The organism is Burkholderia sp. PAMC 28687, assembly GCF_001577465.1.
GTDB lineage: Bacteria > Pseudomonadota > Gammaproteobacteria > Burkholderiales > Burkholderiaceae > Caballeronia.
The window spans coordinates 2,260,427-2,273,935 of record NZ_CP014505.1 but is presented as its reverse complement, the minus strand read 5'-3'; the positions used below and the strand labels follow the sequence as shown (position 1 = coordinate 2,273,935).

Here is a 13,509-nt window from a genome sequence, read left to right as displayed (position 1 = left end):
GGTGCCGCAAGGCGAATGTAGGCGCCCGTCTATGAGTGAAGGAGTGGTGCTTTGAACAACAATATGTTTTCTAAGGCAGCGGTGTGGCTGGTTATCGCACTGGTGCTGTTCACGGTGTTCAAGCAGTTCGACAAACCCCGCGTCCAGGAAGGTGTGTCGTATTCGCAGTTCATGGACGACGCGAAGACCGGTAAGGTCAAGACCGTTACCGTGCAGGGCCGTAATCTCACCGTCACCCCCGCAGATGGTCAGAAATACCAGATCGTGTCGCCTGGCGACATCTGGATGGTCGGCGACCTGATGAAGTACGGCGTTCAGGTCAGCGGCAAGGCTGACGACGAACCCAACGCGCTCGTTTCTGCGCTGTATTACCTTGGACCGACGATCCTGATCATCGGTTTCTGGTTCTTCATGATGCGGCAGATGCAGGGCGGCGGGAAGGGCGGGGCGTTTTCGTTCGGCAAGTCGCGAGCGCGGCTGATCGACGAGAACAACAACGCAATCAACTTCACCGATGTCGCTGGTTGTGACGAAGCGAAGGAAGAAGTTTCCGAGCTTGTCGACTTCCTGCGCGATCCACAGAAATTCCAGAAGCTCGGCGGGCGAATTCCGCGCGGCGTGCTGCTGGTCGGGCCTCCGGGCACGGGTAAGACGCTGCTGGCGCGCGCCATTGCTGGCGAAGCCAAGGTGCCGTTCTTCAGCATCTCCGGTTCTGACTTCGTGGAAATGTTCGTGGGTGTTGGCGCCGCACGGGTGCGCGACATGTTCGAACAGGCGAAGAAACATGCGCCTTGTATCGTGTTCATCGACGAAATCGATGCTGTGGGCCGTCATCGTGGCGCCGGCATGGGCGGCGGTAACGACGAACGCGAACAGACGTTGAACCAGATGCTGGTTGAAATGGACGGCTTCGAAGCGAACTCTGGCGTGATCGTGATCGCTGCAACCAACCGTTCTGACGTACTGGACAAGGCGTTGCTGCGCCCGGGCCGTTTTGACCGTCAGGTTTATGTCGGTCTTCCGGACATTCGCGGTCGCGAACACATCATGAAGGTGCACCTGCGCAAGGTGCCGATCTCGAACGACGTCGATGCTTCGGTGATTGCACGGGGTACGCCGGGCTTCTCGGGCGCCGATCTGGCGAATCTCGTGAACGAAGCTGCGCTGTTCGCAGCGCGCCGCGGCAAGCGAATCGTCGAGATGGCAGATTTCGAAGACGCGAAGGACAAGATTTTCATGGGCCCGGAGCGCAAGTCGGCTGTGATGCGCGAAGAAGAGCGCCGGAATACGGCCTATCACGAGTCGGGTCACGCAGTGGTGGCGAAGTTGCTGCCTCACGCAGATCCGGTGCACAAGGTTTCCATCATGCCGCGTGGCTGGGCGTTGGGGATCACGTGGCAGTTGCCGGAACACGATCGCGTGAATCTGTATCGCGACAAGATGCTCGAGGAAATCGCCATTCTGTTCGGCGGCCGTGCAGCGGAAGAAGTGTTCCTGAACTCCATGTCCACGGGTGCTTCGAACGATTTCGAGCGCGCGACCAAGATGGCGCGTGACATGGTGACGCGTTACGGTATGTCGGATGTGCTCGGCACGATGGTGTATGTCGATACCGAGCAGGACGGCATGTTCGGCAAGATGGCGTCGAAGACGGTATCCGAAGCCACGCAGCAAAAGGTCGATGCCGAAATTCGCCGGATTCTCGACGACCAATACGGCCTCGCTCGCAAACTGCTGGAAGACAACCGCGACAAGGTCGAATCCATGACGAAGGCGCTGCTGGAATGGGAAACCATCGACGCAGAACAGATCAGCGACATCATGGGCGGTCGTCCGCCGCGGCCGCCGAAGAACCTGCCGCCGCCGTCAAGCGATCCGTCTGCTGGTGGCGGCAATACCGGTGCGGAAGTCAAGCCGGGTAACACGACAGCGCCTGCTTCTGCCTGACGTGATTCCAGAGTAGTTTCGAAGGGCTGGTGTGTTGTTCACACCAGCCCTTTTTCTTTCTTGAGATCACCGTCTTGAGCAACACCTATTTAGCTACAGCCATGCAAACCGTCGCGGACCCTCTTCAGTGTGGCCGATTCACGCTCACCTTCGAGCGTCCGCTCATCATGGGAATATTGAACGTCACGCCGGACTCGTTTTCAGACGGCGGCCGGTTTGTCGCACGTGATGCCGCGCTGGCTCAAGCGGAGACGATGATTCGCGATGGCGCCGACATCCTCGATATTGGCGGCGAATCCACGCGCCCCGGCGCACCACCCGTGCCGCTGGACGAGGAACTGGAGCGCGTGATCCCGGTGATCGAGGCATTGCGGTCAACAGGCGTGCCGCTTTCCATCGATACCTACAAACCTGCCGTGATGCGTGCCGCACTGACTGCCGGCGCGGACATGATCAACGATATCTGGGGGTTTCGTCGTGAGGGCGCGTTCGATGCCGTCAAGGACAGCGCCTGCGGTCTGTGCGTAATGCACATGCTCGGCGAACCCGGGACCATGCAGAAGCATGAGCCGGTCTATCGGAATGTCGTGGCGGAAGTGCGCGAGTTTTTCGACGAACGTGTGCGCACGTTGACCGAGGCCGGCATTGCGCTAAATCGCATCTGTCTTGATCCCGGATTTGGCTTCGGCAAGTCCGTGACGGTTCATAATTACGACTTATTGGCGAATTTCGCCGGTACGCAGCCTGTGAACATGAACCTGCCGTTGCTGGCAGGGATGTCGCGCAAGTCGATGCTGGGCGCAGTGACTGGCCGGACTCAGCCGTCCGAACGGGTGGCTGCAAGCGTGGCGGCAGCGGTGTGCGCGGTGGAACGGGGCGCGTCGATCATGCGCGTGCACGATGTCGCGGCCACCGCCGATGCGCTCAAGGTCTGGCAAGCAGTCCGGGAGGCTGCCAACCGCTCGCAGTAGCGCCAAGGCGAGACGGCGCGCACTATGCACGAATCAACACACAAATAGATGAAGCGCGTTCAGCGCGAGGAAACGAACAAGAAGATGGCACGTCGATATTTTGGAACCGATGGCATTCGCGGCAAGGTGGGTGAATCCCCGATCACGCCTGATTTTGTATTGCGGCTTGGGTACGCCGCCGGCAAGGTGCTGGCAGGTGCGGATCAGTGGGCGCAACGCGGCAACCGGCCGACTGTGTTGATCGGCAAGGACACGCGGGTCTCCGGCTATATGCTCGAGGCGGCGCTGGAATCGGGATTTTCAGCGGCAGGCGTCGACGTCATGCTGGCCGGTCCGATTCCGACGCCGGGCGTTGCGTACCTGACACGCGCGTTGCGCCTCGCCGCAGGCGTGGTGATCAGCGCCTCGCACAACCCGTATTACGACAACGGCATCAAGTTTTTCTCCGCCGATGGCAACAAGCTCCCTGACGAAGTCGAGTTGCAGATCGAAGCGCAGCTCGACGAACCCATGTCCTGCGCGCCTTCCGAACTGCTCGGCAAGGCTCGCCGGCTGGACGATGCGCGCGGCCGCTACATCGAATTCTGCAAAAGCACCTTCCCGGCGAGTTTCGATTTGCATGGGCTGAAGCTCGTCGTCGACTGCGCGCATGGCGCCGCGTACGACGTCGCGCCGCAAGTCTTCCACGAACTCGGCGCCGAAGTGGTGACCATCGGTGTATCGCCGAACGGCTTCAACATCAATGATGGCGTGGGCGCGACCGCCCCCGACGCGCTCGTGAAAGCGGTGAAGGAGCATCGGGCGCATATCGGCATTGCACTCGATGGCGACGCCGACCGGCTCCAGATCGTCGATGCGTCCGGTCGTTTGTACAACGGCGACGAATTGCTCTACGTGCTGGTCAACGACCGGATCGCAACCGACGGAAAGATCGATGGCGCCGTCGGCACGCTGATGACGAACATGGCCGTGGAAGTGGCGCTTAAACAAGCCGGCGTGAAGTTCGTGCGCGCGGCGGTGGGTGACCGTTACGTTCTCGAAAAGCTGCGCGAAAACAACTGGGTCCTGGGCGCGGAAGGCTCGGGCCACATCTTGTCGCTGGACCGGCATTCCACTGGCGACGGCATTGTCTCCGCACTGCTCGTGCTCGCAGCGGTCAAGCGCAGCGGCCGGGCGCTGGCAGATTTGCTGGAAGGCGTGAGCCTGTTCCCGCAAAAGCTGATCAACGTGCGCATGAGCCCCGGCGCGGACTGGAAGAGCAGCGACGCGATCAGCCGCGCTATCGCCGATGCCGAGCGCGAGCTGGAATCGAAGGGACGCGTACTGATCCGCGCCTCAGGAACCGAGCCGGTGCTGCGCGTCATGGTCGAGGCGGCGTCGCAGACCGAAGCGGTCAGACACGCTGAAAACATCGCCAAGGTCGTGAAGGAAGCAACGACCTGAGTTTTGCAGACGCGTCCGCGTCAAACAACAATGCCACGGCCAAAAGCGTGGCATTTTTTCATGCGCACGCCCGAAAGCACGGCAAACGTATGCGTCCAGGCTCATAAGTAAAACTTTCAACCCGTAAGCACGTTGTCACGCTGGCTTCATCGTTCGTCATCGAAGTGTCACACAGAGACCCTATTCTTCGCGGTGTCGAGCCACTTGCTCACAACCCTGGAGATCACATGAAATTGATGCACACCGCGCTCGCAGGCATCGTCGGCGCAATGTTTGCCTTGTCAGCACAAGCTGCCGACATCACCGGCGCGGGCAGCACCTTCGCAGCACCGATTTACACGAAATGGGCCGATACGTACCAGAAGTCGGGCGGCGGCAAGGTCAATTACCAGGGTATCGGTTCGTCGGGCGGCATCAAGCAAATCATCGCAAAGACGGTGGATTTCGCTGGCTCGGACGCACCTTTGAAAGACGACGAACTGGCAAAGCAGGGGCTTTTCCAGTTCCCGACAGTGGTTGGCGGCGTGGTGCCGACGATCAATGTTCCGGGTATCAAGCCGGGCGAACTGACGTTGTCGGGTGAAGTGCTCGGCGACATCTATCTCGGCAAGATCAAGAAGTGGAACGACCCGGCGATCGCCGCGCTTAACCCGAAGGTCAAGCTGCCGGATACCGACATCGCCGTGGTGCGCCGCGCCGACGGTTCGGGCACGAGCTTCATCTGGACGAACTACTTGTCCAAGGTGAACGCCGAGTGGAAGAGCAAGGTAGGCGAAGGCTCGACGGTCAACTGGCCGACGGGCACGGGCGGCAAGGGTAACGACGGCGTTGCTGCATTCGTTCAGCGTTTGCCGGGTGCGATCGGTTACGTGGAATGGGCGTACGCTAAACAGAACAAGATGACGTACGTCGACTTGAAGAACGCAGCAGGCGCCGTGGTCGAGCCGAAGACGGAAACGTTCAAGGCAGCGGCAGCAAGCGCAGACTGGTCGAAGTCGTTCTACCAGATCCTGACGAATGAGCCGGGCAAGGACGCATGGCCGATCGTCGGCGCCACGTTCGTGTTGCTGCACACGACGCAGGAAAAGGAAGCACAGGGCGCGGAAACGCTGAAGTTCTTCGGCTGGGCGTTCAAGAACGGTACGCAAGCTGCGAACGATCTCGATTACATCCCGCTGCCTGACTCGGTGACCGCCGAAATCGAAACGCAGTGGAAGGCGAAGGTCAAGGACGCGTCGGGCAAGGCAGTCGTGCAGTAAGTTGCATTCAGGCATCAAGCAACACGTTCTGGCTTTTTAGTCCGTTATGCCGCGCGGCATCCGCCGCGCGGTCCTTCCGAAGGCTCCCATGTCGGACATCAACCTCGCATCGACTCCGCCCGCAAGCCGCGCCCAGCGTGCTCCGGGACAACTCGGTGATATCGTTTTCGGCAGCCTGACACGGCTCGCCGCCGTGATCACATTGTTGCTGCTGGGCGGCATCATCGTGTCGCTGGTGGTGGCTTCGCTGCCTACGCTGCAAAAATTCGGTCTCAGTTTTCTCTGGCGCTCCGAGTGGGATCCACAAGCGGATGCCTTTGGCGCGCTCGTGCCTATCTACGGCACCATTGCTACATCGATCATTGCCTTGATCATCGCCGTGCCGGTGAGCTTCGGCATTGCGCTCTTCCTGACCGAGCTCGCGCCTGCATGGCTGCGCCGGCCGCTGGGCGTTGCGATCGAATTGCTCGCGGCAATTCCTTCGATTGTGTATGGCATGTGGGGTCTGCTCGTCTTCTCGCCCATCTTCGCGACGTACTTCGAGAAGCCGCTCGGCCATTTGCTCGGCAATGTCTGGTTTATCGGCCGGTTCTTTCAGGGGCCGCCCATCGGTATCGGTATTCTGTGTGCGGGCGTGATCCTCGCGATCATGATCATTCCGTACATCGCGGCGGTGATGCGCGATGTGTTCGAAGTCACGCCCGTGCTGCTCAAGGAGTCGGCGTACGGGATCGGCTGCACGACCTGGGAAGTGATGTGGAAGATCGTGTTGCCGTTCACGCGCACTGGTGTGATTGGCGGCGTGATGCTCGGTCTGGGCCGCGCACTCGGCGAGACAATGGCGGTGACGTTCGTGATCGGCAATACGAATCTGCTCGATAACGTCTCGCTGTTTTCCCCGGGCAACAGCATTACGTCGGCGCTTGCGAACGAATTTGCTGAAGCGAGCCCGGGCCTGCATACGTCGGCGCTGATGGAACTCGGGCTGATCCTGTTCCTGATCACGTTCATCGTGCTGTCGTTGTCCAAGCTGATGCTGCTTCGCCTTGAAAAAGGGGAGGGCGGAAAATGAGCCAGCCCACGATGCAATTCCCCGGCTCCGGCAATCCGGAGCGTGAAGCCGCCACGCGGATCAAGCTGCAGCGCCGCCGGCGCGGCAAGAACGTGGTTGCGCTGGTGTTGTCGCTGGCAGCCATGGCGTTTGGTCTGTTGTGGCTCGTATGGATTCTTTTCACCACGGTCCGCTTGGGCGTGGGCGGTTTGTCTGTCGAACTCTTCACGCAGAACACGCCGCCGCCTAATACGGATGGCGGCGGTTTGCTCAACGCGATTGTCGGCAGCCTGATGCTGGTGGGACTCGCAACGTTCATTGGTACGCCGCTTGGCGTACTGGCAGGCGTCTATCTCGCCGAATATGGCGACAAGCGCTGGCTTGCGAGTGTCACGCGATTCATCAACGACATCCTGTTGTCGGCGCCGTCGATTGTGATCGGCCTGTTCGTGTATGCGATCGTGGTGGCACATTCGGGACGCTTCAGCGGCTGGGCCGGCGTGATCGCGCTGGCGCTGCTGCAGATTCCGATCGTGATCCGTACGACCGAAAACATGCTGCGGCTCGTGCCCAACGCGCTGCGCGAAGCGGCCTTTGCACTCGGTACGCCGAAGTGGAAGATGGTGACATCGATCACGCTGAAGGCATCGGTGAGCGGCATTGTGACGGGTGTCCTGCTCGCCGTCGCCCGCATAACCGGTGAGACCGCGCCGCTCTTGTTCACGGCGTTGTCGAACCAGTTCTTCTCGTGGGACATGAGCCAGCCGGTCGCCAACTTGCCGGTCACCATCTACAAGTTCGCGATGAGCCCGTTCCCCCAATGGCAAGCGCTCGCGTGGGCCGGTGTGTTCCTGATCACGCTCGGCGTGCTCGGTCTGAACATCCTCGCTCGCTCGATCTTCTCGAAAAAATAAGGCGGAAACCCTTCCATGAACACAGTCGCAAGCGATGTGAGCACCCGGAACGCTAATCCGGCCACCGATATGAACACGAACCCAGTAGAACGCGGCGCCGTGCCGGGCAGCTTCAAGCCGACGCACCACGCGCCCCCGGTTGGATCGATGAAACCGAAGATCGAGGTGAACAACCTCAACTTCTTCTACAACAAGTTTCATGCGCTGAAGAACATCAACCTGCGCATTCCCGAGCACAAGGTGACCGCGTTCATCGGCCCGTCGGGATGCGGCAAGTCCACGCTGCTGCGTACCTTCAACAAGATGTACGCGCTTTATCCGGAGCAGCGCGCGGAAGGCGAGATCCTGATGGACGGCAACAACCTGCTCGATACACGCCGCGACATCTCGCTCTTGCGTGCTCGCGTGGGCATGGTGTTCCAGAAGCCGACGCCGTTTCCCATGTCGATCTACGACAACATCGCGTTTGGCGTGAAGATGTTCGAGCAACTGTCGCGCTCGGAGATGGACGACCGCGTTGAATGGGCGCTGACGAAAGCGGCGCTGTGGAACGAAGTGAAGGACAAGCTGCAGCAAAGCGGCTACGGCTTGTCAGGCGGCCAGCAGCAGCGTCTTTGCATCGCGCGCGGCATTGCGATCCGTCCGGAAGTGCTGTTGCTCGACGAACCGTGTTCGGCGCTCGACCCTATTTCCACGGGCCGGATCGAAGAGTTGATCGCCGAACTGAAGAACGACTATACGGTGGTCATCGTCACGCACAACATGCAGCAGGCGGCGCGTTGTTCGGACTACACTGCATATATGTATCTGGGCGAATTGATCGAATTCGGCGATACGGAAAAGATCTTCATCAAGCCGTCCCGCAAGGAAACGGAAGACTACATCACCGGCCGTTTTGGTTGAATGCATAACGGGCTAAAAAAGGACTTCAGGAGCACATATGTCCGATAAACATTTGTCGAGCCAATTCGATGCCGATCTGAACGCGGTTTCGTCGAAGGTGCTGGAAATGGGCGGCTTGGTCGAGTCGCAGATCATCAACGCCATGCAGGCGCTCAATGCGTTCGACATGGATATTGCCGACAAGGTGATTCTGGCCGAGCAGCGCCTGAATACCATGGAAGTCGAGATCGACGAAGAATGCAGCAACATCATCGCGCGCCGTCAGCCGGCTGCGCGTGACTTGCGTTTGTTGATGGCGATATCGAAGACCATTACGAATCTCGAACGCGCCGGCGACGAAGCCGAGAAGATCGCCAAGCGCGTGAAGCGTATCAACGAAGACGGCATGGGCCGCAACGTGAACATCGCGGAAATCAAGTTGTCCGGCGAAATGGCGGTGTCCATCTTGCGACGCGCGCTCGATGCATTCGCGCGCCTGGATACGGTCGCCGCTGCGCAGATCGTGCGTGACGACAAAGCCATCGACGAAGAATTCCGTGCGTTCGTGCGCAAGCTCGTGACGTACATGATGGAAGATCCGCGCATGATTTCAGCGGGACTCGACTACTTGTTCATCGCGAAAGCGGTCGAACGGATCGGCGATCACGCAAAGAACATTGCTGAATTCATTATTTACATTGTGAAGGGTACGGATGTCCGCCATGTGTCGCGCGATCAACTCGAACGCGAAGCACTGAGCTGAGATTCAAGTAGTTCCCACTGACGAAAGTTCACTTACGCGAAGAAGGTTACAGAGGTGCCGATGCCCAGCAGCATTCTCGTTATAGAAGACGAACCCGCGATTTCCGAATTGATTTCGGTGAATCTGCAACACGCGGGCCATTGCCCCATTCGTGCTTATAACGCGGAGCAGGCGCAAAACCTGATCAGCGACGTATTGCCGGACCTGGTGCTTCTCGACTGGATGTTGCCGGGTAAATCCGGCATCGCCTTTGCTCGGGAATTACGCGGCAACGAACGCACGAAACACATTCCGATCATCATGCTCACTGCCCGCGGCGACGAGCAGGACAAAGTGCTCGGACTTGAAATCGGCGCGGACGATTATGTGACCAAGCCGTTTTCTCCTAAAGAGCTGATGGCGCGGATCAAGGCGGTATTGCGCCGGCGCGCGCCGCAATTGACAGAAGACGTGGTGGCCATCAACGGCTTGCGTCTCGATCCGGCGACGCATCGCGTGGCGGCGCATTCCAATGGTCATCCCGACGATATCAAGCTGGATCTTGGTCCGACCGAATTCCGTCTACTGCATTTTTTCATGACGCATCCGGAACGTGTGCATAGCCGCACGCAATTGCTAGATCAGGTCTGGGGCGATCATGTGTTCGTCGAAGAGCGGACGGTGGACGTGCATATCAAGCGTTTGCGCGCGGCTTTAAAGCCCGCCGGTTGCGATGCTATGATTGAAACGGTTCGTGGCAGTGGGTACCGGCTGGCCAAGAGCGCTTGATCCGCGCGCTCGTGTAATGCATGAAACCCGCGACCAATAGGGGTCGTGGGCTCGCGTGGCAATTATCTCGATCCGCTAATTCATGAATATCATCTGGACGCGGTCTCTCGTGTCCCTCGCGTTACTCGCGATATTGAGCGTGATCGTTGGTGCGCTGTTTGGTTTGCGCACCGCGCTGTGTTTTGCGCTCGTGATGCTGGTCCTGCAAGCCTTGTTCACCACCTTTCATACTCAGCGCCTCTGGCGCCTGCTCGACGCGCCCGTGTACGGCGAAGTGCCGAGCGCGCCCGGCGTGTGGGGCGAGATTTATTATCGGCTGCACAAGCTTGCCAAGCGCTGGCACGCGCAAGTGCGTCAGGTCGAGCAGCAGCATTCGCGGTTCATCCAGGGCATTCAGGCGTCGCCGAATGGCGTGGCGATGCTCGACGATACCGATCAGATCGAGTGGTGCAACGCCATTGCTGAAACGCATTTTGGCCTCGATGCAAAACGCGACCTGCGCCAGCATATAACCCATCTCGTGCGCCAGCCGGACTTCGTCCGGTACCTTGCCTCGCAGCATTACGAGGAAGTGCTGATCATGCGTGGAATGGGCTTGAACCGGCAGCACGTGCTGTCCGTGCAGATATTCCCCTACGGTGAAAATCGCAAGCTGATTCTTACGCAGGATATAACCGAGCTGGAGAGAACGGATTCCATGCGGCGCGATTTTGTCGCGAACGTTTCGCATGAGTTGAAGACGCCGTTGACTGTCTTGTCCGGTTTTCTTGAAACCATGCGCGAGATCCCGCTAAACGAATCGGACCGTGCACGTTATCTGGAAATGATGGAGCAGCAATCGGCGCGTATGCAGAACATCGTGCGTGATTTGCTGGTGCTGGCCAATCTCGAAGGCGATGGCAAACCTCCGAGCGACGACGTGCTCGACATGCGCGCGGTTTTGCGTCATCTGGAAGAGGACGCCGACAATTTATCGAGCGGCCGGCACCGGATCACGTTCAACGTCGATGAAGCGCTCACCGTGTCCGGATCTGAAACCGAGATCGTCAGCGCGCTCGGCAATCTGGTGACAAACGCCATTCGATACACACCCGATGGCGGCACCATCGACGTCACGTGGCAGCGCGTTCGTGACCGCGCGCTATTTTCCGTGCGGGATAGCGGGCTCGGCATTCCGGCCGAACACATTCCGCGTTTGACGGAGCGGTTTTATCGTGTGGATAGAAGCCGGTCTCGCGATACCGGCGGCACGGGTCTGGGTCTCGCTATCGTCAAGCATGTATTGCAGCGCCATCACGCGGACCTGGAAATCAAAAGCGAAGAAGGGCGCGGCAGTACATTCCTGGTCAAGTTTCCGGCGGCGCGCACTTCACTGAGGAAGTCGATCGCGGCCTGACGCGCCGCGTTCTCTTTCGTTTCAGGAACAGAACTTCGTAAGCAACCCGAGCTGCGCGTTGCGCATGGCTTTGCCCGGCCGTCGCCGCCTGTAGTGCCCATCGCTTTGCATGAGCCACGCGGACTGGTTATCGCCGAGAAACGCCGATAAACCTTCCGCAATGACGCGCCGTTTCAACCGCCGGTCTTTCACCGGAAACGCCACTTCAACGCGCCGGAAGAAGTTGCGGTCCATCCAGTCCGCGCTCGATAGATACACCTTCTCTTCACCGCCCGCATAAAAATAGAAGATGCGGTGATGCTCGAGAAAACGCCCGACAATCGACCGCACGGTGATGTTCTCGGACAGGTCTTCCACGCCCGGTTTCAACGCACACACGCCGCGCACGATCAGGTCGATCTTCACGCCCGCCTGGGACGCTTCATACAACGCGCCGATCACGGTGGGTTCGAGCAGCGCGTTCATCTTCGCGACGATTCGCGCCTTCCTGCCGGCGCGCGCGTTTTCAGCCTCGACGCGAATCGCTTCCATGAGATTCGGATGCAGCGTGAAAGGCGCTTGCCAAAGCTGATGCAATCGCAATTCGCCGCCGATGCCGGTGAGTTGCTGGAATACATGATGCACGTCTTCGCAGACTTCCTGGTTCGCCGTCATCATGCCGAAATCGGTATAAAGACGCGCCGTTCGCGGATGATAATTCCCCGTCCCAAGATGCGCATAACGCCTGAGCATCATCTTGCCGCCCTGCGACACGCGCCGCACGATCAGCATCATCTTCGCGTGGCATTTATGGCCAACCACGCCATACACCACGTGCGCGCCCACGGCCTCGAGCTGCGACGCCCAGTTGATGTTCGTCTCTTCATCGAAACGTGCAAGCAGCTCCACCACCACGGTCACTTCCTTGCCGTTGCGCGCGGCTTGCATCAGCGCGTCCATCAACGGCGAATCGGTTCCTGTGCGATAGATCGTCTGCTTGATCGCGACAACTTGCGGATCCTTGGCGGCCTGAAGCAACAATTCCAGCACGGGCTGAAAGCTCTCGTACGGATGATGTAGAAGCACGTCGCCTTTATCGATGACATCGAACATGTTGGACGCATTCGCGATCACGCTCGGCACAGCCGGAATGTGCGGGACGAACTTGAGATCGGGCCGGTCGACCATCTCGGGCAACTGCATCAGGCGCACGAGATTCACCGGCCCGTCCACGCGATAACAATCGCGGTCGTTCAGCTCGCTTTCATCCAGAAGCCTTCGAATCATGTGCGGAGGCGTTTCCGCCGATACCTCCAGGCGCACCGCATTGCCGAGGTGCCGCGCCGGCAATTCACCTTGCAGCGCGACGCGCAGGTTGGTGATTTCGTCTTCATCGACGAACAATTCGCTGTTGCGCGTGATCCGGAACTGGTTGCAGCTAAGCACGACCAGATGCGGAAACAACTGGTCGACAAAGCACTGCATCAGCGAGCTGAGCAATACGAACCCGTGCGGATATCCCGACAGCGCTTCAGGCATGCGCACGAGCCGGGGCAGTGCGCGCGGCGCCTGCACGATCCCCATGACCGCCTGCCGCCCGAACGCGTCCTTCCCCTCGAGTTCGATGACGAAGTTCAGGCTCTTGTTCAGCACGCGCGGAAACGGATGCGCGGGATCGAGCCCGATAGGCGTCAGCACCGGCAGCAATTCGTTATGGAAGTAGTCGCGCGCCCAGTTGGTCTGCGCTTCGGTCCATGACTCGACGCCGTGGAAATAGATGCCCTCGCTTTCAAGCGCGGGATAGACGATGTCCTGCAGCATTGCGTATTGCTGGTGGACCAGCCGGTGGGCGCGCTCGACTACTAGGTCGTACACGTGCTGCAGCGACATGCCATCGGGTGAAAGCGAGCCCGGGTTGTCGCGCATCTGTTCCTGCATGCCGGCCATGCGGACTTCGAAGAACTCATCGAGATTGCTGCTGGTGATGCAGATGAAGCGGAGCCGTTCGAGCAGCGGGACGGCGGTATCGGCGGCTTGCGACAATACGCGTTCGTTGAAGCCCAGAATGCCCAGTTCGCGGTTCAGAAGGGGATAGCGGTTGGACATCAGTATTAAAGGTGCGCGAAAAAACGGAAT

General features: G+C 59.3%; 11 protein-coding genes. 10 read left to right on the top strand and 1 reads right to left on the bottom strand.

The annotated features are described in order from the left end of the window. The first annotated feature begins 51 nt into the window (after positions 1–51). The 10 genes from ftsH to phoR all read left to right on the top strand — a co-directional run bounded on the left by ftsH (position 52) and on the right by phoR (position 11,394). The gene (gene ftsH, locus AX768_RS10540) at positions 52–1,947 is read left to right on the top strand and encodes an ATP-dependent zinc metalloprotease FtsH (RefSeq protein WP_061999911.1); all 1,896 of its coding nucleotides are present in this window, start codon (positions 52–54) and stop codon (positions 1,945–1,947) included. Between the two features lie 101 nt (positions 1,948–2,048). After that, positions 2,049–2,918 (top strand): dihydropteroate synthase, encoded by an 870-nt coding sequence (folP, locus tag AX768_RS10535; RefSeq protein WP_061999910.1) that lies wholly within the window; start codon positions 2,049–2,051, stop codon positions 2,916–2,918. A gap of 84 nt (positions 2,919–3,002) precedes the next feature. After that, a complete protein-coding gene (gene glmM, locus AX768_RS10530) occupies positions 3,003–4,361 on the top strand; it encodes a phosphoglucosamine mutase (RefSeq protein ID WP_062000928.1) in 1,359 nt (452 codons plus the stop codon). A gap of 227 nt (positions 4,362–4,588) precedes the next feature. Then, a complete protein-coding gene (pstS, locus tag AX768_RS10525) occupies positions 4,589–5,620 on the top strand; it encodes a phosphate ABC transporter substrate-binding protein PstS (protein ID WP_061999909.1) in 1,032 nt (343 codons plus the stop codon). Between the two features lie 88 nt (positions 5,621–5,708). Further along, a complete protein-coding gene (gene pstC, locus AX768_RS10520; RefSeq protein ID WP_062000927.1) occupies positions 5,709–6,692 on the top strand; it encodes a phosphate ABC transporter permease PstC in 984 nt (327 codons plus the stop codon). Then, complete coding sequence (gene pstA / locus AX768_RS10515; RefSeq protein ID WP_061999908.1) at positions 6,689–7,585, top strand: phosphate ABC transporter permease PstA; 897 nt, start codon at positions 6,689–6,691, stop codon at positions 7,583–7,585. The genes pstC and pstA overlap by 4 nt, the downstream gene beginning before the upstream one ends. 147 nt (positions 7,586–7,732) lie before the next feature. Continuing rightward, complete coding sequence (gene pstB, locus AX768_RS10510; protein ID WP_172811968.1) at positions 7,733–8,488, top strand: phosphate ABC transporter ATP-binding protein PstB; 756 nt, start codon at positions 7,733–7,735, stop codon at positions 8,486–8,488. Positions 8,489–8,525: 37 nt separating this feature from the next. Further along, on the top strand, positions 8,526–9,230 hold the full coding sequence (phoU, locus tag AX768_RS10505) for a phosphate signaling complex protein PhoU (protein WP_061999906.1): 705 nt from the start codon (positions 8,526–8,528) through the stop codon (positions 9,228–9,230). A gap of 60 nt (positions 9,231–9,290) precedes the next feature. Further along, entirely contained in the window at positions 9,291–9,998 is a 708-nt protein-coding gene (phoB, locus tag AX768_RS10500; RefSeq protein WP_061999905.1) for a phosphate regulon transcriptional regulator PhoB, read from the top strand. Positions 9,999–10,080: 82 nt separating this feature from the next. After that, complete coding sequence (phoR, locus tag AX768_RS10495) at positions 10,081–11,394, top strand: phosphate regulon sensor histidine kinase PhoR (RefSeq protein ID WP_061999904.1); 1,314 nt, start codon at positions 10,081–10,083, stop codon at positions 11,392–11,394. A 21-nt stretch (positions 11,395–11,415) separates the two neighbouring features. On the opposite strand, the gene ppk1 is transcribed toward phoR, so the two are convergent. Next, entirely contained in the window at positions 11,416–13,479 is a 2,064-nt protein-coding gene (gene ppk1, locus AX768_RS10490) for a polyphosphate kinase 1 (RefSeq protein ID WP_061999903.1), read from the bottom strand. Between the last annotated feature and the right edge of the window lie 30 nt (positions 13,480–13,509).